The sequence below is a fragment of the Nocardia sp. NPDC051321 genome (genome assembly GCF_044455225.1).
Lineage (GTDB): Bacteria > Actinomycetota > Actinomycetes > Mycobacteriales > Mycobacteriaceae > Nocardia.
Window position 1 is genome coordinate 44,255 of sequence record NZ_JBITEM010000027.1, and the last position, 25,705, is coordinate 69,959.

Below are 25,705 nucleotides of genomic sequence, written 5' to 3' on the forward strand. Positions count from 1 at the left end.
AGCCCGCCATCTCCGTCTGCAGCGCCTTCGGTAGCCATCGAAACGGTCCGGTTCGGGTCCTCGCCCGGTTGGCCGACATCTAATCGGCCAACCAGGCCCGACAACTACCCCGCCGGGTCGGGCGTGTCGTTCAGTCGCGGTATCTTCGCAGCAACGACTTGCGCCGCGGCAGCACTGGCGGTGCGGTCCAGATGCCCATACCGTTTGTCGGTCGTGTCGTAGGAGTCGTGCCCGGCATCGCGGGACACCACGAACATCGGCACACCACCCAACAACCGCCAACTGATCCCGGTATGGCGCAACGTGTACGGACTCGGCCGCTTACCGCCCAACCGATCCGCCACAACATTGCCTTCGTCATCGACCCGCACCAGCTCGCGCAGCGCGGGCAGGAAAGCTTCTTGATAGAAGTACGCAGCACGGATCGGGGTGCCGCGCCGGGTGTGGAACAACAACTCGTCATACGACCGGTCCAGATCCAACAACTCGATCGTCTCGAACGGCACGTTCACCGTCCGCACACCACGCCTGGTTTTCGGTGGTCCCAACCTCCACCCTGTGCCGGTGTACTTGAACGCCTTGTTGATCCGCACCGCGCCGGTGTCCCGGTTGACGTCTCCCACGGTCAGAGCACCGATTTCGCTGGGGCGAGCCATCGACGCCAAGGAAAACTCGGCCTGCACATGCCACCGCTCGGGCATCGCTCCCAGGAACAGCTCGTACTCGGCAGGTTCGAAGAACACCATCTCCGGGGTGTCATGACGCGGCAACCGGGTGCCGATACACGGGTTATAGGCGATCAACGGCCTCGGCCGCACCCGCGCCGCCGCAGCCATCGCCGCAGCGAAGAAACCGTGCTTGTTGGCGATGGTCTTGCCGCTGTTGCCCTTCTCCTCCGGCCACAACACCCATGCGGCGTCGGTGAACTGGGTGACTGCTCCCAGGGGTAGGTGTCTATGAACGGGCGATGTCATTGACGATGTAGGCGCGGTACTTACGTTTCGTGTACGGCTCGACACCGATCAGATGATCGACGTAGGCGTGCAGCCAGTCGGTCACTGTCGCCGGCGCCGCGGTGCTGCCGCGCTGAAAGTCGAGCAACGCCACCGCATCCGCTGGGCCGAGCTTGTCGACCAGCTGCGCCCATCCGATCGCAGCCTCCAGAGTGGGAAACGATTTCGAACTCTGCGCCACACGCCCATCACGGGCGATACGGATTGGGACCTGCCACACGACCGTGCCATCACGACGCACACGCGGACGAGGAGTCGGCATCAAGGAACCTCCAGATAGTCGGGACAATTCCTGTCCACCAATCCGCAGAAGTCCTAGATCACCACGGCAGCAGGGCCGTTGTGTGGGACAAGCCGAAACGACGAAGCCGCCGCGGACCACGACGGGTACCGCGGCGGCTCCTGTGCCGGAGGTCGGTCAGCGCTGGTTGGGCCTTTTGCCGTGGTTTGCCTTCTTCTTCCGACGGGCCCGCTTCTTACTCGCGCGTTTGGACATGCATGCCTCCTACTGGGGTATCGAAGTTCAGGCTGTGTGCGCGAGTTGATTGCTCCACGCACCCAGCCGGGCACGTGCGCGCGAATTACGCACCAGCGCAGCGGCATTCACCTGTTCCCTGCCTTCGTAGTAGCCGCCGTTCACGACCGGAGTGCCCGGGGCGCTCAGGGCGACCAGCAGGTCCGCGGCGGTGTCGAGCGGCGCGCTGCGGTGGCTGCGCAGCTGCGGAACGTCGATCTCGAAGTCGGTGGGGTGCACGCTGATCGAGGTCAGCCCCGTCGGCCCGGTCTCGGCCAGCGAGCGACTGAACATGGTCAGCGCCAGTTTGGCCTGTGCATAGATCGCGAGCGGCGTGTAGATCCCGCGTTTACGGTCCAGGTCCGAGTAGACGATGCTGCCGCCCAGATGCAGCCGCGACGTCACGGTGATCACCCGGCCCTTCGCCGCGGCGAGTGCGGGGGCCAGCGCCATGATGAGTCGCTGCGGCGCGAGATAGTCCACCTGGAAGGTCAATTCGTGCCCGTCCTCGGTGTGGGTGCGCCGCTGCGGTGCGGGGATGGACGCGGTGTTGATCAGTGCGTCCAGGCCGGAAAGCTCCGCGGTCAGGGTGCGGCCGAGCTCGTCGACCTCGGCCAGACGCGCAAAGTCCGCGTGCACCATGCGTACCTGCCCGGGACGCGCAGCGGCCTGCAGGCGCTGCAGCGTTTCGTCGGCGCGGTTCTTGTCCAGAATGTGCGCGATGACGGTGTCGCCATCGGCGATCACCCGCTCCGCGGTCGCGAAGCCGAGGCGGTGCTCGGCCCCGGTCACTAGGACGGTACGGGTGTCGGACGAGCTTGCGGACATAGTTCTCCGATCAGGGTGCGCGCGGCCGACGCCGAAAACGGCAGCCACGCGGGAAAGCGGGTCGCGGCAGTGGTGTGGAACGTCGCACGCACAGCGGCGACAGCGCACAGCGCAGATCGACTGCACGGTAACGGATTTGACGGACCGGTTAGGCCGGACTCGGCGGCTCGTCCTCACTCCCGAAGCCGAAGAGCTCCAGGACGGACGGCATACGCTCGACGCGGTGCCGGGCAACGTCGGCTACCGCGCGCATGGCGCGGTACGGGCCGACGGCTGCAGTCATACTGCGATATCAACCGATCACGCATCCCGGGGCAAGGCTTCCGGGTGCGCTTTGACGGATTTCTGACAGGTGCCCATCCTTCGTGCCGAGGCGGGGTGATTCGATCTCCGCGTCGGCTGACCGGGAGGAGATCGGACCTCCGAACAGCCACACAAATCCCGCCTTGCATCTACGTATACATCTACTTATAGTGAGACTGTTCTGCTTTCGAGCTGTACCAAACACGTACTGCCGCGAGATGGGGGATGGCCATGAGTGAATTCCTGCCATCCGTAACGCAGAGAGAACGGATATCCACATGACAGCCATTCAGGTTCAGGTGCCTGCGATCCGCGTGCAGGGTCTGGAGAAGTCCTACAAGGACCTGCAGGTACTGCGTGGCGTGGATTTCGACGTGGCGCGGGGCAGCATTTTCGCTCTGCTCGGCTCCAATGGGGCGGGTAAGACCACGGTCGTGAAGATCCTGTCCACACTGCTCAAAGCAGACGCGGGCACGGCCGAGGTCAACGGCTTCGGCGTCGCCACGCAACCGGCGCAGGTGCGCGAGTCCTTCAGTCTCACCGGTCAGTTCGCCGCCGTCGACGAAATCCTCAGCGGGCGTGAGAATCTTGTGCTGATCGCGCACCTGCGGCGCATCGATAACCCGAGTTCGGTCGTGGATGAGCTGCTCGAGTGTTTTCAGCTGACCGACGCGGCCAAGCGAAAAGTATCGACGTATTCGGGTGGCATGCGTCGCCGCCTCGACATCGCGATGAGCCTGATCGGGAATCCGCCGGTCATCTTCCTCGATGAGCCGACCACTGGGCTCGACCCACAGGCCCGCATCGAGGTGTGGAAGGCCGTCAAGAAACTCGCCGCGCACGGCACCACGGTGCTGCTCACAACACAGTATCTGGACGAGGCCGAACAACTCGCCGATCGGATCGCGATCCTGCACCGGGGCCGGATCATCGTGAACGGCACCCTCGCCGAACTCAAACAACTTCTCCCACCGGCCAAGGTCGAGTACGTCGAGAAGCAGCCGACCCTCGAGGAAGTCTTCCTCGTCCTCGTCGGTGCCGACGGCGACACCGGCAATGCCGCAGCGCCGGCACCGACGAGTAAGGAGCAACGATGACCACGCAATTCTTCGGTGACACCGGCTATCTGCTGGGGCGATCGCTGCGCCACATCGCACGCAGCCCGGACACCATCATCACCACCGCAATCATGCCGATCGCCTTCATGCTGCTGTTCGTCTACGTGTTCGGCGGCGCGATCGAGTCGGGATCGGATAAGTATGTGAACTACCTGCTGCCCGGCATCCTGCTCATCACGATCGCTTCGGGCATCTCCCTACACCGCATTTCGGCTCTTCGGGGATATGCAGGGTGGCATCTTCGAACGATTCCAGTCCATGCCGATCGCGCGGTCCTCGGTGCTGTGGGCGCACGTGCTGACCTCGATGGTAGCCAATATGATCTCGATCGTGGTCGTCGTGCTCGTCGCGCTGCTGATGGGGTTCCGTTCCAGCGCAGGAGTTTTGGCGTGGCTCGCGGTGACCGGCATGCTGCTCCTGGTCACCCTGGCCTTGACCTGGATCGCCGTCATCCCCGGCCTCACCGCGAAGTCCGTGGACGGCGCGAGCGCCTTCGCCTACCCGCTCATCTTCCTGCCGTTCCTCAGCTCGGCCTTTGTGCCCACCGACACCATGCCCGGACCGGTGCGCGCCTTCGCCGAACATCAACCGGCGACGTCCATCGTCAACGCCATGCGCGACCTGTTCGCCCAGCAGCCGGTCGGCAGCGACATCTGGATCGGCCTCGCCTGGTGCGCCGGCATCCTCATCGTCGCCTACTACTTCGCCATGACCATTTACCGCCGAAAGATCTCCTAGGGCACCGGTTGATCACTCCCACGTTCAGCCTGGTTGCGCCTACGAATCATGTTGTCTCCCAACCTCATGCACGACGGAAGACACTACGGAACCTGTCAGTGCGCTACATGCCACTGGTCTCCCGACATACCCGGGGGATTCACCCAGCACACACCAGCGCACGTGAACGACCCACTGCTCGAACGGTAGGCCCACCCCAGTCGTGGCCCATCACGATCAGATTCTCCAGGGACGGAACAAAATCCGGTACGTTCATGCTGTTCTCCTTGTCCGACAAGATTCAGGTGGTCTCGATCAGACCCGCCCTTGGCGGCAATGTCGGCGGGGTCGTACTGGAGACGCAGCCCGCGGGATTCTTGGCCGTCGGCGGAGGTTGGACCCTCATTGTTTCCGATTCCGGGCCGGCTCGGCCTCGATCTCGATCGACGCCGCGTGCTCAGCCATCAGCCGTGCCCTTCCGGGATTCGACGGCCGCCTTCAACGCTGCGAGTTTGGAGGGCCAGAATCCATCCAGGTACGACCGCACCGCCGCAAGTCCGTCGGTGTTCACCGTGAACAGGTGCCGTGTCCCCGCCCGCGCACTACTGACCAGGCCGGCCGCACGCAACACACCCAGATAATGCGAGGTCGCCTGCTGCGACAGACCCACCTCGTCGGCGATCTGCCCCACCGACCGCGGGCCGGAACGGACAACCCCCAGGATCGCCCGACGGTTTCGGTCCGCCAACGCGCGCAACGCCGGATCTGGATCATCGACCGGATCTGTTACCACCTGCGCTCCTCTATTCAACAATGCCACCTTAACACAAGCATCCACTTGTACTTATAAGCACTTGTGCTCCATGCGTGTTGGAGACAAGCGAGGACGCGGCGATGCCCGCCGACGTAGCTGATCCGTCGGAGCGCAGGTCGATCGCAACCCCACACACGTGTCGTCGGTGTCACGACTCCACCGCTTCGGCCTCAACCACAGCATGAGCGATACCGCGGGGCCGCCCGGCGCGCACCCACATCCCGAACAACAGTCCCGCGATCAGCACAGAGGCAACCAGCGACACCACCGGTTCACCCCGAGCGAGGTTGATCACGAGGGTGAACGCGACGACTACCGCACCGAACAGGTTGAGCACCAACCATTGTCGTGCCCCTTCCTGCCAGGAGAAATGAGCCATCGACACCAGCCCGGTGAGGAAGCTGATGAACACCGCGACGGCGTAGAACAACACCAGGCGCTGGTCTTGGCCGCCCGCGGCCACGGTCACCGAAACCGAGATCACCGCGAACACCACGACACCCCAGTACGGGGTGTGATGAGTGTTGGTGCGGCCCAGCATCCTCGGCAGGATCCCCGTTTGCCCTCCAGCAATGTCGTCACCTCGGGCGAGCGCCTTGAGTAGCCCCGGGCCGGCTTGAAACGACGACGAAGCCGCCGACAGCAACAACAATGCGGTTGCGCCTTGGAACAAGGCATACACCGCAGGCGCGGTGGCAACTTGGGCCAGATCGGCGAGTTGCGTGGAATCGGAGGCTGGCACGCCGACACCGAGATGCACAGCAGCAGCAGTCAATCCGAGGGTCAGGCCACCGACGACACCGAGGGTCAGCCATAACGTGATCCGCCCGAATCGGCGTCGCCCTCGATCATCGAGTTGCCCCAGTTGCGCGATCGCCGAGGACGGCGCCTCCACTCCCGTGGCCAGCGCCATCGCCACCGGGAATGCCAAGGCGACGGCCAACACCGGCGTGTGCGGAGGATGCGAAGCGACCGTGTCGGTCGCGTGCGCACCGGTGGTGAAGGCGGCAATGATCACCACCACGCCAACAGCGATGAACAACATCGTCAGCACCGCGAACAACGTCCGGCCCAGGTGCCCGAACCAGGTGATACCGGCCACCAGGATCACCAGTCCGACAGCGAGCGGTATCCGCCACGCGGCCAAGGCCGGTAGGTAGGCGATCACGGCGGAGGATCCCGCTGAGGCGCTGATGGCGATGGTCAGCACGAAATCGACGATCAGCGCACCGATCGGGATGAACGCCCATTCTTCACCGAATGCCTCACCCGCCGCCGCAGCAGCGCCACCACCTTGCGGATACCGGGCCACCAATTGCTGGTAATTGATGATGATCACGCCGATGATCGCCACGACCGACCCCATCGTGGTCAGCAACAGCCCGAGGTCGCCGTGCAAGGCCCGCAACGCGGCCTCGATCGCATAGGCGACCGAGGACACCGGATCGGCCATCACCGCGAATGCGAAAGCCGCCAACAGAACCGGCCGCGAATGTAGGAGACCCCGAAGACGGGTGGATGCCGAACAGTCAACGGGCGGGAGCGTCTCATCACGCGAAGTAGGCATACCCGTCCCCGTCCAGCCAGTGGCAACAACAAATCCGTTGCCGACCAGACTTCCCGGCGCACCAAGTCCATGAACCTACTCCACCCCGATACCGGAATGTGGCTCACTGACTCGAGGCGCTGACATGGCGGTCGGTAACGAATCTCAACGCGCGAGGCAACGTGATCGAACAATGCAACCACTTCGAGGGTGGCCAACAGGGGCATCAAGGGGCCGGCGCGTCGGATCGGGCGGGACTTTCGCAGCCACTCTGCGTCGGGCATGCTGGCCGACCAGGGTTCCACCGCACCGTGGGGCCTGAGCGGCTTTCTACCTGGCGTCGGGACGCGAACCCGTTATACCCCTTCGTATTTCGCCGGGACTGTGCACGTCCCGCGACAGGTCGCGACGGTTCGAGGACTGCAACTGCCATGGCACGCTGGTGACCATCACGCCCGGTTCGAACAGTAGCCGGGCTTTCAACCTGAGCGAGCTCTGGTTGTGCAGCAGGTTCTCCCACCATCGGCCGACGACGTATTCCGGGATGAAGACACTGATGACATCGCGGGGTCCTGTCTTGCGCAAGCGTTTCGTGTAGTCCAGGACCGGACGCGTGATCTCGCGGTAGGGGGACTCGACCACTATCAGCGGAATGCTCACATTGTGGCGTTCCCAATCCTGGCTCAGCTGGCGGGTTTCGGTGTCGTCCACGTTGGCGGTGATCGCGGTGAGGGTGTCCGGGCGAGTGGCACGCGCGAACTGCACGGCGCGCCGCGACGCCTTGGTCCAGCCCGATACCAGCACTACCGCGTGCACCCGAGGTGGCAGTGTTTCCTCGTCGTCGTCCTCGATGTCGAGTTCGGCACGAACCCTCGTGTAGTGGCGGTGGATCAGATACATCAGCACGACCAGGACCGGGATCGCGATAACAACCAGGTACGCGCCGTGGGTGAATTTGGTGATCATGACCACGACCAGGACCACACCGGTGAAGCACGCGCCGACCGCGTTGATCGCCCGCGCGCGATGGATCCGCAGGCGCTCGGCAGGCGTTGTGGCCTCGGCGAGTTCACGGTTCCAGTGTCGGACCATCCCTGCCTGGCACAACGTGAACGAGGTGAACACACCGACGATGTAGAGCTGGATCAATCTGGTCGCCGAGCCGTCGAAGGCGTAGATCAGCGTCCCGGCGATGACGGCGAGCAGGATGATGCCGTTGGAGAACGCCAACCGGTCACCGCGCGTGTGGAGCTGGCGCGGCATGTATCGATCCTGCGCCAGGATCGAATTCAGTAGCGGGAACCCGTTGTAGGCGGTGTTGGCCGCCAGGATCAGGATCAACGCGGTCATCACCATGAGGTAGTAGAAGGCGATGTTGTTGCCGCCGAACACCGCCGCCGCGATCTGCGCGATCACTGTGCGCTGCGAATCGGTCTGGCAATCACCGGGGAACCCGACCAGATCACACGCGTTCTCCGTGACCCGGGTGTGGGAAATCATGGCCAGCGCGGTCACCCCGGAGAACATCGCGATCGAGATGATACCCATCGCCGCCATCGTGCGAGCCGCGTTGAGCGCCTTGGGTTTCCGGAACGCGGGCACCCCGTTGGAGATCGCCTCGACACCGGTCAACGCGGTACATCCCGAGGAGAACGCCCGCAATACCAGGAACGCCAGCGCCGCGGTGCTGAGACCGACATGCTCGGCGCGGATCTCATAATGGGCGCTTTCGGCGACCGGCGCGTCCCCGAACAGCGCCTTGCCGAGACCGATGACCACCATCATCATGACCCCCGCGACGAACGCGTACGTCGGCACCGCGAACGCGCGACCCGATTCCCGCACACCGCGCAGGTTCATCGCGGTCAGCAACGCGATGAACCCGATATTGATCGCGACCCGATGCGTATTCAGATCGGGAACCGCGGAAATGATGTTGTCCACCCCCGCCGCGACAGACACCGCCACGGTCATCACATAGTCGACCAGCAACGCGGCAGCCACCACCAAACCCGGGACCGGTCCCAGATTCGTCGCGACCACCTCATAGGAGCCGCCGCCGGACGGATAAGCCTGCACCACCTGCCGGTAGGACAAGACCACGACGCCGAGCAAGACAACGACAGCGCCCCCGACCCACGGCGCCAAATGAATGTAGGCGAGCCCACCCAAGGTGAGGATGAGCAGAACCTCCTGCGTCGCATACGCCACCGATGACAAGGGGTCACTGGCAAAGATCGGCAGCGCCAGCCGCTTCGGCAGCAACGTCTCACCGAGCCGGTCACTACGAAACGGGCGCCCGAGAACAAGACGCTTGACCACGTCGACCGGTGAAACCACGATAAGCGAGCCTATGGCTGACTCGCGGAATTCGGACTACCCCGCGCCGTAGAGATTCCGTAAGGAAACTAGCAGCAATCCACAAGATCACGTCAAGAACAGGGTGTTCAGTGAATGCGCCGCTACTGTGCGGATCCGATGTGTCCCGCTACGAGGCAGCCGCCCCTATGAACGAGCTACCCTTCGACCTTGCGAACCTGCGGACCCTGGTGAGTCACCCTTGACTCCGTACTCCGGTACGGGGTTGAGAATGGGCGTATGCGAAGTGGTGAGGTTGCCGCGCGGGCTGCGGGTGAACGCGGAGACGCTGCGTTATTACGAGCACCGCGGCTTGCTGAAGGTCCCGCCTCGATCGCTCGGGGGTTACCGGATGTACCCGACCGATGCCGTCAGTGTGGTGCGGTTCGTCAAACGCACCCAAGAGCTGGGGTTCAGCCTCGATGAGATCGATGAACTCCTGCACCTGGCCGACAGCGGCCCCGAGGACCGCGACCAGGTCCGGTCCCTGACCGAAGCCAGGATAGGCGAACTCGCACGTCGCATCCTCGACCTGAGCCGGATGCAAGAGTCCCTCACCGAACTGGTGTCCACCTGCACGCTTCCACGCGCGCCGCCCGGATCATCGGCCACCGGATCCTCGGCCGCGACATCGTCCTGATGGACGCACCCGAACCCGCCGCCTACTGCGTCGCCGGACGCCCGCACACCATCATTGTCACCACTGCCGCGCTCGGCGCTCTCGACGCGGCCCAACTCGACGCCGTCATCGCCCACGAACACGCCCACCTCGCAGGCCGGCACCCCCAACTACTCACCCTCATCCGAGCGCTGGCAACAACCCTGCCTCGACTCGCCCTGACCCGGACGTCGAAACCGAGATCGCCCGCCTCCTGGAAATGTCGGCCGACAACACCCCGCCCGCGCCCACAGCCCGCGAGCGCTGCTGCACGTACTCATCGCCCTCGCCGGAACCAACCTCACCGATGCGGGCGGGCTCGCCGCCGCCGACATCGCCGTCCTGGCCCGCGCCGAACGACACGCCACTCCACCGGCCCGTCCCGAGCAGTGGCGCACGCGGCTGACCATGGCCGCCACGCTGGCCCTCATCCCGACCGGGCCGCTACTCATCACCGCGATGGCAGCCAGCGGCGTCGTGATGTGCAACCCGATGTCGGCGTGAGCCCACCCGGTAGACGCGACAGACGCACCCGGATTTCATTTCATTACCCGTGATCGATACGCAATGAAATGACAACCGACAGCCAGACTCCCGTACCCCGCCAGTCGCGGCAAACTGAGACGTGACACCGGACATCGAGAGTCATCGCCCCATCGCCGGGCGCTCGATCTCAGGACGAGCGAACACATTCCGGCGCAGGTCCCGCGCGGGCTGCTCGAACCCATGCGGCGTCGGTGAACTGGGTGAGTGCTCCCAGGGGTAGGTGTCTATGAACGGGCGATGTCATTGACGATGTAGGCGCGGTACTTACGTTTCGTGTACGGCTCGACACCGGTCAGATGATCGACGTAGGTGTGTAGCCAGTCGGTCACTGTCGCGGGCGCCGCGGTGCTGCCGCGCTGAAAGTCGAGCAACGCCACCGCATCCGCGGTGCCGAGCTTGTCGACCAGCTGCGCCCATCCGATCGCAGTCTCCAGGGTGGGAGAGGAAGATCAATTTCTTGTTGTCGTCTGCATACTGACCGCCGTTGAAATCCCGTGTCAGCGGCCGTGTCAGGCCGGTGGCAGGTGGGTGTAAGGACGGCCGCCGATAGTTCTTCCCATGACGAACAACAGCAACTCCTCGACTTCCTCGATCTGGACCGGCATGGTCGCGGTCGACGACACGGCCCTGGCCGTCACCGACACCGGCGGCAACGGTATCCCCGTCGTCTACTGCAACGGCCAGTTCGCCACCCAGGGCTACTGGAAGAAGGTCATCGCCGACCTCGGCCCGGGCTTTCGCCACATCACCTTCGACGAGCGCGCCCGCGGCAAATCCCAGAAGTCGGCCGACTACTCCTTCGCGACCTGCGTCGATGACGTCGATACCGTTCTCGCCGCCCGGGGTGTGGACTATGCGATCGTGATCGGCTGGTCCTACGGAGCGTTCATCGCCTCGCACTGGGCCAGCCGCAACCCCGACCGTTGCCTGGGCGCGGTCATGGTCGAAGGCGCCCAACCCTACGACTGGTTCGACGACGCCATGGAGGCGCGGATCCGCAAACTGTTCAAGCTGCTCAGCCCGATCACCGCGCTGCTGCGCCCCACCGGGTTGACCCCGCGGATGAGCGCCGCACAACAGGCCGAGTCCAACATCGAACTCGGCAAACTCGCCCGCGTCCACGAACTGGGCCCGGTGCTCGACGACATCACTGTGCCGGCGCGGTATGTGGTGGCGTCGGGGTCCTCGTTCGGCAGCAAAGGTGATGAGCAGGAAAAGATCCGCGCCAGCCTCGCCGGGGTGTGTGAGCGCAACCCGCACATCCGGATCAGCGCCAAGGTCGCCAGCAACCACGACCACATCCTGCGCAAAGACTTCCACGCCGTCGCCGACGCGGTCCGCGAGGTCGCACCCGCCGGCCACTGAGGACAACCCTCGGGGCGCGCCCGCCACCACAACCAACCCAAATCTCGAACACCAACTGACACAAGGGAGTACATCATCATGTCCATCAACCTCACCGACGCCGACAAGCTCACCCTGCGCACCGCCGCCTACGGCGCGGTCTCGCTGCTGGCCGCCGCTAGCCCCTCGCCCCACAAGATCGCCACCAACGGCAGCATCGCCCTGTACTCCGCGACCGGCCTGGTCGGGCATGTTCTCGCCGAAAAGTCCAAGGCCGTGAAGCTGGACGGCAAAACCGTCGCCGAACTCGCCGACCACGTGCTGCCGGCCTTGACCTCAGCAATGAACCTGCTCACCGAACAGGCTCCGGCAGCGGCCGAGGACTTCCGCAGCACCGTCCTACTTGCCCTCGAGGCCGCCCGGGCCAACCACGCCCAGCCCAGCCCCACCATGACCGACATGACCCGCAAGATCACCGCAGCGCTCGACGCCGCCTGATGGAACCAGGGCCGGGACCGGACGGGGCTCATGCCTTGTCCGGTCCCGCACGCTCGTCGCATGGACACGGTGCAATTTCGTGCGGGCCTACTGTTTGCCGGGACTCTTGGCTGAGGAACAGACCAACACCACTGCCCGTCGACACCAAAAACACCGCCACCACGGGCAGATACGGAGGCTGCCGGAAGATCAGCGATCCACGAGCATTGACAATATCTCTGTCGCATACTCTGACCAGCACAAATACGCTCAGCACAAACTCGACGGACAGCGCTCCACCCGCTCCCAGGAGGTAGGGGGAGAAGGGAGTGATTCCGAACCCCCTTCTCCCCACACCCGAGTCCCCCTTCTCCCTCAATCCGGCCACACCGGTTGCGGCTACCAAAACCACTGCCACACAGGGGGAAGCAACGCACGACAAACCGAAAGGGGACCCTTTCCCCGCAGCCAACGCCGACACACCAGTCAACACCAAGACACGTCAACAAACATCCGTGTCAACATCCCGGTCAACAAAATCCCGTTGACGAAGAAAGCCGCCGATCAGAAAAATATACTCTGGCCTGCGGCTTTCGTGCATCACATGGTGGGCGAAGGGGGACTTGAACCCCCACGTCCCGAAGGACACTGGCACCTGAAGCCAGCGCGTCTGCCATTCCGCCACTCGCCCGAGCGACTCGGAGACAGTATCACGCACCTCGGGTCAGCACGAAATCGCCCGTGGGGGGCCGTGACGCGGGGGCTGGACAAGCGCGGGAACCCGCTGATCTTTCCAAGAGTTACAGGTGTGGACGATCGTGGATATCATGCAATGACCGTGCTCGATACGCGACACGCCATACACGTGTGTCGTTGTTACGAATCAGCAGAAGAGACGCTCACCGAAGGGAGGCCGAGATGGGCATCGTTTCACGGTTCGAGCGTCGTCTACAGGGCGCCGTCGGTGATGTGTTCGCCAGGGTGTTCGGCGGCAGCGTCGTTCCCCAGGAGGTGGAGGCGGCGCTGCAACGTGAGGCCGCCGATCATGTTCAGGAGCTGGATGGCGGACACCTGTTGGCGCCCAACAGTTATGTGATCACTATCAATTCTTCCGATCACCAGCAGTTGGACGCCGATCACGACCTCACCACCCGCGCGTTCGCCAAACACCTGCAGGATTACATCCGCGAGCAAGGCTGGCAGACCTACGGCGAAGTACACGTGGCGTTCGAGGCATCCCCTACGCTGCACACCGGACAGTTCAGGGCTAGCGGCCGGGTCGACCCGGACGTCGGTCGCGGAGCTTTACCAGCTCCAAGCCCTGGACCCACGCCACAACGACCTGCAAACCCGCAACCAGGAGCTGGCCCCATGACGCAGAACTCAGGCTATGACCCGAGCCGTGAGCCCGCGGAGTCCGATCCACGCAACCGCGGGTACGCCCCACCGCCTGCCGGTCGTGGCGGCGCGCAGAACGGCGCGTACCGCGAGGACTACGCGCGCGGCGCGGCGCCCGACGGTCAGGGTTACGGCGATTACCAGAACGGCTACGACTACCAGCAGGGTGGCCAGGCGTACGGCCAGCCGGGCTATCAGGAGCCGGGCTACGGCCAGCAGCAGGGCTATGCCGATCGTGGCTACGGCCAGGCGGGCTATCAGGAGCCTGCCGCGTACGGTCAGCCGGGTTACCAGGAGCCCGCGTACGGTCAGCCGGGCTATCAGGAGCCTGCCGCGTATGGCCAGCCGGGCTACCAGGAGCCGGGCTACGGCCAGCAGCAGGGCTATGGCCAGCAAGGTTATGGCGATCAGGCGTACGCGGACCCGGCTTACGGCCAGCAAGGCCAGGGCTACGCCCAGCCCGGCTACGGCCAGCAGGGGTACGCCGAGCCCGGTTACGGCGACCAGACTTACGCGGAACCCGGCGCCTACGGCCAGGATGACCAGGGCGGTTACGGCCAGGCCTACTCGCAGCAGCCCGGTTACGGCGCGCCGCAGGGCTATGGCGCCGCGCCCGCGTATCCGGCTGCCCCGCAGGCCGGCTCGGGCTACTCGGCGACTCTTCAGCTCGACGACGGCAGCGGCCGCACGTACCAGTTGCGGGAGGGCAGCAACATCATCGGCCGCGGCCAGGACGCGCATTTCCGGCTGCCCGATACCGGCGTCTCGCGCAGGCACATCGAGGTCCGCTGGGATGGGCAGACCGCGATGCTTTCGGATCTGGGTTCCACCAACGGCACGCTGGTCAACGGTTCGCCCGTGCAAGACTGGCAGCTCGCCGACGGGGATGTGATCCGCGCCGGGCACTCCGAGATCCTGATCCGTATCGTCTGATCCCGTAAGCTGCGCGATGCAGGTCACGACTTGGCCATCAAGGATTCGTCGGTCGTATCGTGATCGAAGTCGACCTACGGCCCTATGATGCTGCCAACACACGCACGGCACCGGAACCGGGGTCGGCAAGACCAGCATGCTGGTGGGGTGGTCGAACCGCACCTACGGCACCGACATACACGGTCGAACAGGAGGTGGAACGCCGTGCAGGGACTGATACTGCAACTGACCCGTGCGGGGTTCCTGCTGCTGTTGTGGTTGTTCGTGTGGGCGGTGCTGCGCACCTTGCGCAGCGACATCTACGCGGCATCCGGCATACGGATACAGCCCAGGGCCGCACGCGGTTCCGCGGTGCTGCCGTCCTTCAGCCGGGGCCAGAAGGGCGCCAAATTTCTTGTGGTGACTCAAGGTTCACTCGCCGGCACCCGCATCTCGCTAGGCACCCAACCGGTGCTGATCGGGCGTGCGGACGACTCCACGCTGGTGCTCACCGATGATTACGCCTCGACCAGACATGCGCGACTGTCCCCGCGTGGCGATGATTGGTACGTCGAAGACCTCGGCTCGACGAACGGCACCTACCTCGATCGCGCGAAAGTCACCACCGCCGTGCGGGTTCCGCTCGGCACCCCTGTCCGTGTCGGCAAAACAGTGATCGAGCTGCGATCGTGACTCTCGTTCTCCGCTACGCAGCGCGTAGCGACCGCGGACTCGTCCGAGGCAACAATGAAGACTCTGTCTATGCGGGCGCGCGCTTACTAGCGCTCGCCGACGGCATGGGTGGCCATGCCGCGGGCGAGGTGGCGTCGCAGTTGATGATCGCCGCCCTCGCCCACCTGGACGACGACGAGCCTGGCGACGATCTGCTCGGCAAGCTCGATGCGGCGACCAGGGAGGGCAACGCCGCCATCGCCGATCAGGTCGAGGAGGAGCCCGAACTCGACGGGATGGGCACCACGCTCACCGCGGTCCTGTTCGCGGGCAAGAAGCTCGGCCTGGTGCATATCGGCGACTCCCGCGCGTACATGCTGCGTGGCGGCGAGCTGGCGCAGATCACCAGGGACGACACCTTCGTCCAGTCACTGGTCGATGAGGGCCGGATCACGCCGGAGCAGGCGCACACGCACCCGCAGCGCTCGTTGATCATGCGCGCGCTCACCGGCAACGAGATCGAGCCGACGCTGATCATGCGTGAGGCGCGCGCCGGTGACCGCTATCTGCTCTGCTCGGACGGCCTCTCCGATGTGGTGAGCGATGAGACCATCGCGAACACCATGCGCGAGGGCAGCACCGACGAATGCGCCGACCGGCTCATCGAGCTCGCGTTGCGCAGCGGCGGCCCGGACAACGTCACGGTCGTCGTCGCGGATGTGATCGATCTCGATTACGGCCAGAGCCATCCGATCGTGGCCGGTGCCGCGTCCGGGGTGGACGAGGACACGCCGCCGCCGAACACCGCGGCCGGACGCGCGGCAGCCATGCGGCCGCCGCGGGCCGCGCCACGTCGCGCCGCCAGCACACCCGAGCCGGAGCCGAAGGGCAAGGCACGCAAACTGCGCTGGATCGTGCTGGCGTTCGCGCTGGTGCTGGCCGTCGGTGTCGGACTGCTGGTCGGCTACAAGATGATTCGCAGCAACTACTACGTCGGGGCCGACAACGGCTCGGTGGTGATTCTGCGCGGGCTGCCCGGCTCGGTGCTCGGTTACTCGATCCACGACGTGAATCTGGTCGGCTGCGTCACCAAGACGGGCGAGCTCTCACTGGTCGATCCCGGCGCCGATATGCCGTCGGCCTGCAAGCAGCTGAAGGTCACCGATCTCAAGCAGACCGGACGCGAGCAGGTCGGCAAGGGGCTGCCGCCGGGTTCGCTGGATCGGGCCAAGGAGCAGATGCGCTCCATCGCGCAGGGTGAACTGCTGCCGCCGTGCCCGGCGAAGACCTCGGTGCCGCAGCCTGGCGTGTTGCCGACCCCGACCCCGGATTCGGCACCGCCCGCCTCGCCTGCCCCGCCGAGCACCGCGGCCGCCCCGACCACCGAGCCCGCGCCGCCCGCGCCGGGCACCGGTGACGCACGGGGCACCGAGATCAAGACTCCGGCGAAGTCGGAAGCCCCGGTTCCGTCGTCGTCCGCGTCGCCGAACCCCCAGATCGCGGGGGAGAACTGCCGGGTGACGGACTGATGTCCGCGCCGGCACCGCCGTCCGCTGGGGCTTTTCCCAGTCCTCCCGGCGGCTTCGCTCCCGCGCCACCACCGAGTACCCGACGCAATATCGAACTGTTGTTGCTCGCGGGTGCGACGGTGCTCACGACGGTCTCGCTCTTCCTGGTCGAGGCCAGTCAGGAACAGTCGCTCACCTGGGACATCGCCAAGTACGGGCTGGCCTTCCTCGGCTTGTTCGGGGTGGCGCATCTCGCGGTGCGCCGGTTCGCGCCGTTCGCCGATCCGCTGCTGCTGCCGATTGTCGCGGTGCTCAACGGCCTCGGGCTGGTGCTGATCCACCGGCTCGACCTGGCCGATCAGCAGGAGGCGGTCTACAACGCCCTGCCGGTGCCCTCCCCCGACGCCAACCAGCAGATCCTCTGGACCGCGCTCGGCATGGTCGTGTTCGTCGTGCTGCTGATCGTGTTGCGGGACTATCGGACGCTGGCCCGCTACGGCTACACCCTCGGCCTGGTCGGGCTGCTCGCGCTGGCGCTGCCCGCGGCGCTGCCGAGCAGGTTCTCCGAGATCAACGGCTCGAAGAACTGGATCAAGATCACCGGATTCAGCATCCAGCCCGCCGAGTTCGCGAAGATCCTGCTGATCATCTTCTTCGCCTCGGTGCTGGTGGCCAAGCGCGATCTGTTCACCGCCGCCGGGCGGCACCTGCTCGGCATGGAGTTCCCGCGCGGGCGCGACCTCGGCCCGATCGTGGTGGTCTGGATCGTCTGCGTCGGCGTGCTCGTCTTCGAAAAAGACCTGGGCACTTCGCTGTTGATCTTCAGCACCGTGCTGGTGATGCTCTACATCGCCACCGAGCGGGTCGGCTGGCTGATCATCGGCGGCGCGCTGCTCACCCTCGGCTTCTTCTTCGCCTACCAGACTTTCAGCCACGTCAAGGTGCGTACCCAGACGTGGCTGCACCCGTTCGACGACTACAACAACACCGGCTACCAGATCTCCCAGTCGCTGTTCGGGCTCGCCACCGGTGGTCTGGCCGGTACCGGCCTCGGCGGCGGCAGGCCCAACAAGGTGCCCTTCGCCAAGACCGACTTCATCATCACCACGATCGGTGAGGAGCTCGGCCTGATCGGGCTCACCGCGGTGCTCGTGCTGTTCCTGGTGCTCATCGTGCGCGGCCTGCGCACCGCGCTCGCGGTGCGCGACAGCTTCGGCAAGCTGCTGGCGGCGGGCCTGGCGTTCACCGTCGCGATCCAGCTGTTCGTGGTGGTCGGCGGTGTCACCAAGCTGATTCCGCTGACCGGTCTCACCACGCCGTTCATGTCCTACGGTGGTTCGTCGCTGCTCGCCAATTACGCGTTGATCGCGTTGCTGATCAAGGTTTCCGACGCGGCGCGCGCGCCTGCCCCGGCCCGCAAGAGCGTGCCTGCGGCGCCGATCGCGGAGATGACCACCGAACTGTTGCGCAAGCCCGAAGCGGGCCGACCGGAAGCGGGGCCCGCGACGTGAACACTCCGCTACGCCGGGTCGCCATGGCCGTGATGCTGATGATCGTGGCGCTGTTGCTCAACGCCACCTATGTTCAGGTGATCAAGGCCGACGACTACCGCGCCGATCCACGCAACTCCCGGGTGCTGCTCGACGAGTACTCGCGCCAGCGCGGGCAGATCTCCGCGGGCGGCACCGTGCTGGCCAACTCGGTCGCTACCGAAGACCGCTACAAATACCTGCGCACCTACCCGAGTTCCCCCGAGGCCTACGCGCCCGCCACCGGTTTCTACTCGATGCAATACCGCACCACCGGTCTGGAGCGGGCCGAGGATTCGGTGCTCAACGGCTCCGACAGCCACCTGTTCGGACAGCGCCTGGTCGACATGGTGTCCGGCCGCGATCCGCGCGGCGGCAACGTGCTCACCACCCTCGACCCGGCCATGCAGCAGGTCGCCTACGACCAGCTGACCAGCAAGGGCTTCACCGGCTCGGTGGTGGCGATCGAGCCGAGCACCGGCCGGATCCTCACCATGGTGTCCACGCCCAGCTACGACCCGAACCAGCTGTCCAGCCACGACGGCGCGCACGGCACCCAGACCTGGGAGGCGTTGAACGCGGACCCGCATCAGCCGATGCTGAATCGGGCCGTCTCGCAGACCTATCCGCCCGGTTCCACGTTCAAGGTGGTGGTCACCGCGGCGGCGCTGGCGAACAACCTCACCACACCGGAGGATCAATTCACCGCGGCGCCGAACATCACCCTGCCTGGCACCAGCACCACGCTGGAGAACTACGGCGGCTCCACCTGTGGCTCGGGCCAGACCGCCTCGCTGTACGACGCGTTCCGGCTCTCCTGCAACACCGCGTTCGCCGAACTCGGTGTCAAGGTCGGTGCCGCGAAACTCAAGGACCAGGCCGCCGCCTTCGGTATCGGCGAGAACCGATCCATCCCGATTCCGGTCGCGGAGAGCACGGTCGGCACCATCCCGGACAACGCCGCACTGGCCCAGAGCAGCATCGGACAGCGTGACGTGGCACTGACTCCGCTGGACAACGCGGTGATCGCGGCGACCGTCGCCAACGGCGGCGTGCGGATGGAGCCGCACCTGATCGACCAACTACAGGGGCCCGACCTCAGTGAATTGTCCAAGACCAAGCCGGTCTCGCTCGGCCAAGCGTTCAATGCCCAGGTAGCGTCACAGCTGACGAATCTGATGATCGCCTCGGAGAACAACACCACCGGTGGCCAGAGCTCCACCCGCTATCAGATCGCGTCCAAGACCGGTACCGCCGAACACGGCAGCGACCCACGCAATACCCCTCCGCACGCCTGGTACATCGCCTTCGCGCCCGCGCAGAACCCGAAGATCGCCATCGCGGTGATCGTGGAGAACGGCGGAGATCGTGCGCTGGGCGCGACGGGCGGCAAGGTGGCCGCGCCGATCGCACGTGCGGTCTTGGACGCCGGTCTGCGAGGGGGCTGAACGATATGGATGTGCGAGTGAAGGTACGGGGATGCTGAACAACGGTGCGATGATCGCCGACCGCTACCGCCTGCAACGCCTGATCGCGACCGGCGGCATGGGCCAGGTCTGGGAGGCGCTGGACACCCGGCTCGATCGCCGGGTGGCCGTCAAGGTGCTCAAGTCGGAGTTCTCCGCCGACCCGACGTTCCGGCATCGGTTCCGCACCGAGGCCAGGACCACCGCCCAGCTGAATCACCCTGGCATCGCCGGGATCTACGACTACGGCGAGACCACCGACCCGCAGGGCAGCGAAACCGCCTACCTGGTCATGGAACTGGTCCAGGGCGAGCCGCTCAACACGGTGCTGAACCGGCTCGGCAGGCTCTCCGTCGGGCAGGGTCTCGACATGCTCGAGCAGACCGGCCGGGCGCTGGACGTCGCGCATCGAGCAGGCGTGGTGCACCGGGACGTGAAGCCGGGCAACATCCTGGTGACGCCGACCGGTCAGGTGAAGATCACCGACTTCGGCATTGCCAAGGCGGTGGACGCCTCGCCGGTGACCAAGACCGGCATGGTGATGGGCACCGCGCAGTACATCGCGCCGGAGCAGGCGGTCGGCGAGGACGCCACCGCCGCCAGCGACGTGTACTCGCTCGGCGTGGTCGGCTACGAGGCGCTGGCGGGCACCCGGCCGTTCAGCGGCGACGGCGCGATCACCGTCGCGATGAAACACGTGCGGGAGACGCCGCCGCCGATGCCGGGTGATCTGCCCGCCAACGTGCGCGAGCTGATCGAGATCACCATGGGCAAGGATCCGAAGGGTCGCTACTCGCGCGGTGGCGAATTCGCCGACGCGGTGGCCGCGGTCCGGGCCGGGCGCAGGCCACCGACGCCGACCGGGGCCAACCCGTCGCTGTCGATGACCGGCGCCACCCGAGTGCTGCCACCCGGGCCGACCGTCGCGATTCCTTCGACGCCAACGGATTTCGACGGCGCGACGGTGCACTACTCCACCCCCGCCGGCGCGGCACTCGGCAACGCGGGCTATGCCAACGGCGCCGGGGCGCCCGCCACGATGCTCAATCCGGGCACCGGCGGCAACCAGGTGTCGCCGGGTAATGGTCAGCGCTTCACCACGACGCAGAAGTGGATGGCCGCGCTCGGCGCCGGTGCGGTGCTGCTGCTCGCCGCCGTGCTCTATCTGATGTTCGGCGGCGACACGAACCCCGATACCAAGGTCCCTCCGGTCACCTCGTCGACGCCCGCGCCCAAACCGCCGCCGCCGGTGACCAGCACGACCACGCCCAAGCCTGTTCCACCGCCGGTGACCACCTCCGAGGCACCGACCACCACCCCGGAGCCGACCACGACGACGCCGGAGCCGACGACGACAACGCCGCCGCCGAGCACGACGACGCCGCCGAAGACCACGAAGCCGTCGACGACGACTCCGGCCACCACCCTGCCCCGGATCCCCACCATCGACATACCATTTCCGGGGAACCAACCCGGTGCCCGGAGCCCCGCGGCAACCCCGAGCGCGCCCAATACTTCTTCGCAAGGACAACAATGACGACCCCGAAGAATCTCTCCTCCCGCTATGAGCTGGGCGAGATCATCGGGTTCGGTGGCATGTCCGAGGTGCACAAGGCACGGGACCTGCGGCTCAGCCGGGACGTGGCGATCAAGGTGCTGCGGGCCGACCTGGCCCGCGATCCCACCTTCTACCTGAGATTCAAGCGCGAGGCACAGAATGCCGCCGCGCTGAATCATCCGGCCATCGTCGCGGTGTACGACACCGGCGAGGCCAAGGTCGACGACGGCCCGCTGCCCTACATCGTGATGGAATACGTCGAGGGCGACACGCTGCGCGATATCGTGCGCGGCCAGGGTCCGCTGCCGCCGCGCCGGGCCATGGAAGTCGTCGCGGATGTCTGTGCCGCACTGGATTTCAGCCACAAGGCCGGGATCGTGCACCGCGACATGAAGCCGGCCAACATCATGATCAACCGGGCCGGCGCGGTGAAGGTAATGGACTTCGGCATCGCCCGCGCGATCGCCGACAGCGCCAACCCGATGACCCAGACCGCCGCGGTAATCGGTACCGCGCAATACCTTTCGCCCGAGCAGGCGCGCGGCGAGACCGTCGACGCCAGGTCCGACGTGTACTCCGTCGGCTGCGTGCTGTTCGAAATCCTCACCGGTGAGCCGCCTTTCACCGGTGACTCGCCGGTCGCGGTGGCCTACCAGCACGTCAGGGAGGATCCGCGGCTGCCGTCGCATGTGCATCCCGGCGTGCCGCGCGAGCTCGACTCGGTGATCCTCAAGGCGATGAGCAAGAACCCGGCCAACCGCTATCAGAGCGCGGCCGAGATGCGCGCCGACCTGATCCGGGTGCTCGGCGGCCAGAAGCCGATCGCGCCGATGGTGATGACCGACGAGGACCGCACCACCGTCTTCGGCTCCGACGAGCCCGCGCCGCGCAGCTATCGCACCGTCGAGCGCAACGACGACACCGCCGAGCAGGGCCCGCCGGAGGCAGGCGGCCCGCGCCGCACGATCTACATCGGCATTGCCGCGGCGGCCGGTGTCGCCGTGCTGCTCGCCCTGTTCTGGGTGCTGATCGGACCCGGGAGCAAGCCGGATCAGGTTGCCGTACCGGACCTTTCGGGCAAGACCTCGCAGCAGGCGACGGACGCGTTGCAGCAGGCGGGCTTCAAGGTGGCCATCCAGCAGAAGCCGGACAGCAAGGTGGCGACCGGCAATGTCATCTCCACCGCGCCGCTCGGCGGTTCCCGGCAGGACAAGGGCAGCACCATCACCCTGCAGGTGTCCACCGGCCCCGCACAGGTTCAGGTGCCCAAGCTCGACGGGATGAGCCAGGCCGAAGCCGAAGTCGCGTTGCGCAACAGCAACCTGAAGATCGATCCGCAGGTGCAGAAAAAACCGTCGAGCACGCAGGACAACGACAAGGTCATCGCGCAGGATCCGTCGGCGGGTTCGCGGGTCGATGTCGACAAGGCCATCGTGATCACCATCGGCACCGGCCCGGAGCCGGTCCGGGTGCCGAACGTGATGGGGCAGGACATCGACGTCGCCAAGCCGAACCTGGTGGACAGCGCCGGATTCAAGATCCAGATCCAAGAGGTGCCGTCCGCCCGGCCCAAGGGCGAGGTGCTCTCGACCAGCCCCGCGGGCGGCACGACCGCGGAGAAGGGCTCGACAGTCACCGTTCAGGTCTCCAGCGACCAGATCAAGATGCCGTCTTTGGTCGGGCTCACCGTCGCGCAGGCGGTGGACAAGCTGCGCGCGGAGGGTTGGACCGGCACGCAGAGCCAGATCAGCCAGTCACCGCAGGGCACGTTCGACACCAGCAGCGTGGGTCGGATCCTGAGTCAGCAGCCCTCGGCCAGCGGTTCGATCCCGAAGAACGGGACCGTGGCCGTCGGCGTCGGAGTCCTCGGCCCGCCCTGATCGAGGCAGGAGGCGCCTAGGACAGCTTTAGGTGGCGGTTCATCGACATCGCGTCCGCCGCCAACTCGGCCAGTTCGACCACCTCGACGCCCTGCTGCCGTAGCTTCTCGACACCGACACAGTTGGTCACGAACGTCGCGGGTTCGCGCCAGGCGAGGATCACCCGGGGAATCCCCGCCCGCAGGATTCGGTCCGTGCACGGCAGCCGCGTCGCCGTGGCGCGCTGTGAGCACGGTTCGAGCGTGGTGTACATCGTCGCCCGCGCCAACCGAGGATCCTGCGCGTCGAGCTTGTTCAACGCGGACTCCTCGGCATGCACCTTCGCGTCGGTCTCGCGCGAATACCCGGTGGCGATCTCCACGCCGTCGACCACGAGCACCGCGCCGACGGAGAACGCCGTCGCACTCGGCGGGCATCGCCGCGCGAGTTCGATCGCACGGCGCATGAACCGAATGTCCTGCGCTGCCTTAGTTTCTGGTTTCGGCAGGTAGCGCAGGACGGCGATGTCACCGACCTGGGCGACGTCGGCCAGGTGCATGCGACGGTGCGGGGCGCCGGGAAAGCTTGCGGCACCGAGGAATCGGGGCGCCGCAGGGTTGCCGACCAGCAACGGCGCGACTGCCAGGTGTAGTTCGTCCGCGAGATCGGCGGCGAGGAAGGCGGTGTGGATGCGGGTGCCGCCCTCGACCATGAGACGGGCGATGCCGCGGCGGCCGAGGTCGTCCAGCAGCACGCCGAAATCGAGTTCGGTGCCGAGAGAAACGACCTCGGCGAGGCCGGACAAGCTGTCGAGCCGCTTCGCGCCTGCCTCCGTCGTGTAGACGAGCTTGTCGCCGCCGTGGTGCCAGAACCGCAGATCAGCAGCCAGTTCACCGCTGGCCGTCACGGTGATTTTCAGCGGAAACTCCGGTTTGCCCGCGGCAATTCGCGCGGCCCGGCGGTCAGCACTGTCGACCAGCAGCCGGGGATTGTCACGGCGCAGCGTCTCAGCACCGATCAAGATCGCGTCGGAATCCGCCCGCACCTGATCGACCCGATCGAAATCCGCCGCATCCGAGAGCCGCAGCCGCTCGGAACTCGCGTCATCGATGTACCCGTCGATACTCATCGCGACCGACAGCAGCACATGCGGACGCGTCACCGTCGCGTCTTGCCGCCGCTCAGCGTCGCCACGTCCTGGCGAGTCGGTGCCGGCCCCTCGCTCACGCACAGTTGCGCCTCGGCCGTTGGCTAGGCATCTGTGGCCCACTGCCCGCGCTCACCCACGCCACCGACTCGCTGGCGCGCAACTGCGCGCCAGCTCGGACACCCCTGCCGACAACACGCTGGTCGCGCCGCCGCACAGTTGCGCCGCGCAGCTGCGCACGCTCGACGCTCGCGACGGACTCCACCGCGCTCGCGGCCGTACCCGTCATTCGCTCGCTCACTGCAGCACCAGCGCGGCGACCTCCGCCTCCAGCGTCTCGACCATGCCCTCCGCCGGGCGCTCGCCGCAGCTGCCGAGCCAGTTGGCCAGCATCCGATGGCCGCCCTGGGTCAACACGGATTCGGGGTGGAACTGCACGCCGTGGATCGGCAGGGTGCGGTGCCGCATGGCCATCACGATGCCGGTCTCGGTGCGGCCGAGCACCTCGATCTCCTCGGGCAGGGTGTCTTCGAGCACGGTGAGCGAGTGATAGCGCGTCGCGGTGAACGGGTCGGGCAGGCCAGCAAGCACACCCGCGCCGATGTGGAATACCGAGCTGGTCTTGCCATGCAGCAGTTCGGGGGCGCGAGTCACGGTCGCGCCGAAGGCCGCGCCGATGGCCTGATGGCCGAGACATACACCGAGCAACGGCACGTGGTGGCTCGCGCAGGCACGTACCAGGTCGATGCTGCGGCCCGCCCGATCCGGGGTGCCGGGACCCGGGCTGATCAAGATGCCGTCGAATTCGGTGACGACGGCGTCCACATCGGCCAGGTTCGCGTCGTCGTTGCGCCAGACCACGGCCTCGACGCCAAGCTGACCGAGGTACTGGACCAGGTTGAACACGAAGCTGTCGTAATTGTCGACGACCAGAACACGCATGGTCCGAGATTACGTCCCCGCACGGCGCCGCGTCGCATCCAATACCAGTTGGGATAGCCTAGAGGCACACCGGAGGGCGCCCGAGCCCTCGTCCATCGTGGCGAGCGAGCTCCGCACGACCCACACGCGCCTGCCCCGCCGGTACCGACCTGCACGCCGAAATACGAGGACGTCATGCCCAAGTCGAAGGTCCGGAAGAAGACCGACTACACGATCAACCCTGCCAGCCGGACGCCGGTGAAGGTGAAGGTCGGGCCGTCGCCGGTCTGGTACGTCACCATCATGCTCGGGTTCATGCTCGCCGGACTGGCGTGGCTGCTCGTCTACTACCTTGCCGCCGACCACATCGGCTGGATGAGCGACCTGAACGCCTGGAACTTCCTCATCGGATTCGGCCTCATGGTCGTCGGTCTGATCATGACCATGCGGTGGCGTTGACACCACATCTGGGTTGTTCTCGGTAACGCGGACACCACAT

At 65.9% G+C, this 25,705-nt stretch carries 24 protein-coding genes, 1 tRNA gene and 1 pseudogene; 14 read left to right on the forward strand and 12 right to left on the reverse strand.

Annotated features, from left to right (window positions below):
* Window positions 1-104: 104 nt before the first annotated feature.
* The 5 genes from ACIA8C_RS41665 to ACIA8C_RS41685 form a co-directional block, all read right to left on the reverse strand.
* On the reverse strand, window positions 105-974 hold the full coding sequence (locus ACIA8C_RS41665) for a tyrosine-type recombinase/integrase (RefSeq protein WP_397144795.1): 870 nt from the start codon (window positions 972-974) through the stop codon (window positions 105-107).
* Window positions 955-1,194, reverse strand: a complete 240-nt coding sequence (locus ACIA8C_RS41670) for a hypothetical protein (protein WP_397144797.1) — start codon at window positions 1,192-1,194, stop codon at window positions 955-957. The genes ACIA8C_RS41665 and ACIA8C_RS41670 overlap by 20 nt, the downstream gene beginning before the upstream one ends.
* Window positions 1,195-1,431: 237 nt before the next feature.
* The gene (locus ACIA8C_RS41675; RefSeq protein ID WP_397144855.1) at window positions 1,432-1,509 is read right to left on the reverse strand and encodes a 50S ribosomal protein bL37; all 78 of its coding nucleotides are present in this window, start codon (window positions 1,507-1,509) and stop codon (window positions 1,432-1,434) included.
* A 27-nt stretch (window positions 1,510-1,536) separates the two neighbouring features.
* Window positions 1,537-2,355 carry an SDR family NAD(P)-dependent oxidoreductase gene (locus ACIA8C_RS41680; RefSeq protein ID WP_397144799.1) on the reverse strand — a complete coding sequence of 273 codons (819 nt, stop codon included), beginning with the start codon at window positions 2,353-2,355 and terminating at the stop codon, window positions 1,537-1,539.
* Window positions 2,356-2,503: 148 nt separating this feature from the next.
* The gene (locus ACIA8C_RS41685) at window positions 2,504-2,638 is read right to left on the reverse strand and encodes a hypothetical protein (RefSeq protein WP_397144801.1); all 135 of its coding nucleotides are present in this window, start codon (window positions 2,636-2,638) and stop codon (window positions 2,504-2,506) included.
* Window positions 2,639-2,936: 298 nt separating this feature from the next.
* Here ACIA8C_RS41685 and ACIA8C_RS41690 point away from each other — a divergent pair, with 298 nt between their 5' ends.
* Together ACIA8C_RS41690 and ACIA8C_RS41695 are read left to right on the forward strand one after the other, a co-directional pair.
* Window positions 2,937-3,755 carry an ABC transporter ATP-binding protein gene (locus ACIA8C_RS41690; RefSeq protein WP_397144802.1) on the forward strand — a complete coding sequence of 273 codons (819 nt, stop codon included), beginning with the start codon at window positions 2,937-2,939 and terminating at the stop codon, window positions 3,753-3,755.
* Window positions 3,752-4,514, forward strand: a pseudogene (locus ACIA8C_RS41695) (ABC transporter permease). The gene ACIA8C_RS41690 and the pseudogene ACIA8C_RS41695 overlap by 4 nt, the downstream one beginning before the upstream one ends.
* 436 nt (window positions 4,515-4,950) lie before the next feature.
* Here ACIA8C_RS41695 and ACIA8C_RS41700 read toward each other — a convergent pair.
* The 3 genes from ACIA8C_RS41700 to ACIA8C_RS41710 all read right to left on the reverse strand — a co-directional run bounded on the left by ACIA8C_RS41700 (window position 4,951) and on the right by ACIA8C_RS41710 (window position 9,193).
* A complete protein-coding gene (locus ACIA8C_RS41700) occupies window positions 4,951-5,286 on the reverse strand; it encodes an ArsR/SmtB family transcription factor (protein ID WP_397144804.1) in 336 nt (111 codons plus the stop codon).
* A 169-nt stretch (window positions 5,287-5,455) separates the two neighbouring features.
* Window positions 5,456-6,760 (reverse strand): amino acid permease, encoded by a 1,305-nt coding sequence (locus tag ACIA8C_RS41705; RefSeq protein ID WP_397144806.1) that lies wholly within the window; start codon window positions 6,758-6,760, stop codon window positions 5,456-5,458.
* 423 nt (window positions 6,761-7,183) lie between these two features.
* Window positions 7,184-9,193, reverse strand: coding sequence for an APC family permease (locus tag ACIA8C_RS41710; protein WP_397144808.1), 2,010 nt, complete (start codon window positions 9,191-9,193; stop codon window positions 7,184-7,186).
* A 250-nt stretch (window positions 9,194-9,443) separates the two neighbouring features.
* Here ACIA8C_RS41710 and ACIA8C_RS41715 point away from each other — a divergent pair, with 250 nt between their 5' ends.
* On the forward strand, window positions 9,444-9,851 hold the full coding sequence (locus ACIA8C_RS41715) for a MerR family DNA-binding protein (protein ID WP_397144810.1): 408 nt from the start codon (window positions 9,444-9,446) through the stop codon (window positions 9,849-9,851).
* Window positions 9,851-10,426, forward strand: a complete 576-nt coding sequence (locus ACIA8C_RS41720) for a M48 family metalloprotease (RefSeq protein WP_397144812.1) — start codon at window positions 9,851-9,853, stop codon at window positions 10,424-10,426. Before ACIA8C_RS41715 ends, ACIA8C_RS41720 begins: the two co-directional genes overlap by 1 nt.
* A 213-nt stretch (window positions 10,427-10,639) precedes the next feature.
* Here the strand turns inward: ACIA8C_RS41720 and ACIA8C_RS41725 are convergent, their stop codons facing one another.
* Window positions 10,640-10,792, reverse strand: coding sequence for a hypothetical protein (locus tag ACIA8C_RS41725; RefSeq protein ID WP_397144814.1), 153 nt, complete (start codon window positions 10,790-10,792; stop codon window positions 10,640-10,642).
* A 181-nt stretch (window positions 10,793-10,973) separates the two neighbouring features.
* Between ACIA8C_RS41725 and ACIA8C_RS41730 the strand changes: the two genes are divergently transcribed.
* Both ACIA8C_RS41730 and ACIA8C_RS41735 read left to right on the forward strand, forming a co-directional pair.
* Window positions 10,974-11,780: an alpha/beta fold hydrolase gene (locus ACIA8C_RS41730; protein WP_397144816.1), complete on the forward strand. Its 807-nt coding sequence runs from the start codon at window positions 10,974-10,976 to the stop codon at window positions 11,778-11,780.
* A gap of 78 nt (window positions 11,781-11,858) precedes the next feature.
* The gene (locus ACIA8C_RS41735; RefSeq protein WP_397144818.1) at window positions 11,859-12,257 is read left to right on the forward strand and encodes a hypothetical protein; all 399 of its coding nucleotides are present in this window, start codon (window positions 11,859-11,861) and stop codon (window positions 12,255-12,257) included.
* Between the two features lie 584 nt (window positions 12,258-12,841).
* Here ACIA8C_RS41735 and ACIA8C_RS41740 read toward each other — a convergent pair.
* A tRNA-Leu gene (locus tag ACIA8C_RS41740) sits at window positions 12,842-12,927 on the reverse strand.
* A gap of 227 nt (window positions 12,928-13,154) precedes the next feature.
* On the opposite strand from ACIA8C_RS41740, the gene ACIA8C_RS41745 reads away from it, so the two are divergent.
* The 7 genes from ACIA8C_RS41745 to pknB all read left to right on the forward strand — a co-directional run bounded on the left by ACIA8C_RS41745 (window position 13,155) and on the right by pknB (window position 23,159).
* On the forward strand, window positions 13,155-14,567 hold the full coding sequence (locus tag ACIA8C_RS41745; RefSeq protein WP_397144820.1) for an FhaA domain-containing protein: 1,413 nt from the start codon (window positions 13,155-13,157) through the stop codon (window positions 14,565-14,567).
* A 204-nt stretch (window positions 14,568-14,771) separates the two neighbouring features.
* The gene (locus tag ACIA8C_RS41750; RefSeq protein WP_014980860.1) at window positions 14,772-15,239 is read left to right on the forward strand and encodes an FHA domain-containing protein; all 468 of its coding nucleotides are present in this window, start codon (window positions 14,772-14,774) and stop codon (window positions 15,237-15,239) included.
* A complete protein-coding gene (locus ACIA8C_RS41755; RefSeq protein ID WP_397144822.1) occupies window positions 15,236-16,747 on the forward strand; it encodes a PP2C family protein-serine/threonine phosphatase in 1,512 nt (503 codons plus the stop codon). Before ACIA8C_RS41750 ends, ACIA8C_RS41755 begins: the two co-directional genes overlap by 4 nt.
* The gene (locus tag ACIA8C_RS41760) at window positions 16,747-18,237 is read left to right on the forward strand and encodes an FtsW/RodA/SpoVE family cell cycle protein (protein WP_397144824.1); all 1,491 of its coding nucleotides are present in this window, start codon (window positions 16,747-16,749) and stop codon (window positions 18,235-18,237) included. Before ACIA8C_RS41755 ends, ACIA8C_RS41760 begins: the two co-directional genes overlap by 1 nt.
* Window positions 18,234-19,703, forward strand: coding sequence for a peptidoglycan D,D-transpeptidase FtsI family protein (locus tag ACIA8C_RS41765; RefSeq protein WP_397144825.1), 1,470 nt, complete (start codon window positions 18,234-18,236; stop codon window positions 19,701-19,703). The genes ACIA8C_RS41760 and ACIA8C_RS41765 overlap by 4 nt, the downstream gene beginning before the upstream one ends.
* Window positions 19,704-19,734: 31 nt before the next feature.
* Window positions 19,735-21,258 carry a serine/threonine-protein kinase gene (locus ACIA8C_RS41770; RefSeq protein WP_397144827.1) on the forward strand — a complete coding sequence of 508 codons (1,524 nt, stop codon included), beginning with the start codon at window positions 19,735-19,737 and terminating at the stop codon, window positions 21,256-21,258.
* A complete protein-coding gene (gene pknB / locus ACIA8C_RS41775) occupies window positions 21,255-23,159 on the forward strand; it encodes a Stk1 family PASTA domain-containing Ser/Thr kinase (protein ID WP_397144829.1) in 1,905 nt (634 codons plus the stop codon). Before ACIA8C_RS41770 ends, pknB begins: the two co-directional genes overlap by 4 nt.
* A 16-nt stretch (window positions 23,160-23,175) precedes the next feature.
* Here the strand turns inward: pknB and ACIA8C_RS41780 are convergent, their stop codons facing one another.
* Window positions 23,176-24,369, reverse strand: coding sequence for a dihydrofolate reductase family protein (locus ACIA8C_RS41780; RefSeq protein WP_397144831.1), 1,194 nt, complete (start codon window positions 24,367-24,369; stop codon window positions 23,176-23,178).
* A gap of 213 nt (window positions 24,370-24,582) precedes the next feature.
* Window positions 24,583-25,227: an aminodeoxychorismate/anthranilate synthase component II gene (locus tag ACIA8C_RS41785; RefSeq protein ID WP_397144833.1), complete on the reverse strand. Its 645-nt coding sequence runs from the start codon at window positions 25,225-25,227 to the stop codon at window positions 24,583-24,585.
* Window positions 25,228-25,401: 174 nt separating this feature from the next.
* On the opposite strand from ACIA8C_RS41785, the gene crgA reads away from it, so the two are divergent.
* On the forward strand, window positions 25,402-25,665 hold the full coding sequence (crgA, locus tag ACIA8C_RS41790) for a cell division protein CrgA (RefSeq protein ID WP_357380114.1): 264 nt from the start codon (window positions 25,402-25,404) through the stop codon (window positions 25,663-25,665).
* Window positions 25,666-25,705: the final 40 nt, after the last annotated feature.

Coding starts and splice junctions, on each gene's coding strand:
- ACIA8C_RS41665 (WP_397144795.1), bottom strand. CDS start 974: ATGACATCGCCCGTTCATAGACACCTACCCCTGGGAGCAGTCACCCAG.
- ACIA8C_RS41675 (WP_397144855.1), bottom strand. CDS start 1,509: ATGTCCAAACGCGCGAGTAAGAAGCGGGCCCGTCGGAAGAAGAAGGCA.
- ACIA8C_RS41680 (WP_397144799.1), bottom strand. CDS start 2,355: ATGTCCGCAAGCTCGTCCGACACCCGTACCGTCCTAGTGACCGGGGCC.
- ACIA8C_RS41685 (WP_397144801.1), bottom strand. CDS start 2,638: ATGACTGCAGCCGTCGGCCCGTACCGCGCCATGCGCGCGGTAGCCGAC.
- ACIA8C_RS41690 (WP_397144802.1), top strand. CDS start 2,937: ATGACAGCCATTCAGGTTCAGGTGCCTGCGATCCGCGTGCAGGGTCTG.
- ACIA8C_RS41705 (WP_397144806.1), bottom strand. CDS start 6,760: ATGGCCGATCCGGTGTCCTCGGTCGCCTATGCGATCGAGGCCGCGTTG.
- ACIA8C_RS41715 (WP_397144810.1), top strand. CDS start 9,444: ATGGGCGTATGCGAAGTGGTGAGGTTGCCGCGCGGGCTGCGGGTGAAC.
- ACIA8C_RS41720 (WP_397144812.1), top strand. CDS start 9,851: ATGGACGCACCCGAACCCGCCGCCTACTGCGTCGCCGGACGCCCGCAC.
- ACIA8C_RS41730 (WP_397144816.1), top strand. CDS start 10,974: ATGACGAACAACAGCAACTCCTCGACTTCCTCGATCTGGACCGGCATG.
- ACIA8C_RS41735 (WP_397144818.1), top strand. CDS start 11,859: ATGTCCATCAACCTCACCGACGCCGACAAGCTCACCCTGCGCACCGCC.
- ACIA8C_RS41745 (WP_397144820.1), top strand. CDS start 13,155: ATGGGCATCGTTTCACGGTTCGAGCGTCGTCTACAGGGCGCCGTCGGT.
- ACIA8C_RS41760 (WP_397144824.1), top strand. CDS start 16,747: ATGTCCGCGCCGGCACCGCCGTCCGCTGGGGCTTTTCCCAGTCCTCCC.
- ACIA8C_RS41770 (WP_397144827.1), top strand. CDS start 19,735: ATGCTGAACAACGGTGCGATGATCGCCGACCGCTACCGCCTGCAACGC.
- pknB (WP_397144829.1), top strand. CDS start 21,255: ATGACGACCCCGAAGAATCTCTCCTCCCGCTATGAGCTGGGCGAGATC.
- ACIA8C_RS41785 (WP_397144833.1), bottom strand. CDS start 25,227: ATGCGTGTTCTGGTCGTCGACAATTACGACAGCTTCGTGTTCAACCTG.
- crgA (WP_357380114.1), top strand. CDS start 25,402: ATGCCCAAGTCGAAGGTCCGGAAGAAGACCGACTACACGATCAACCCT.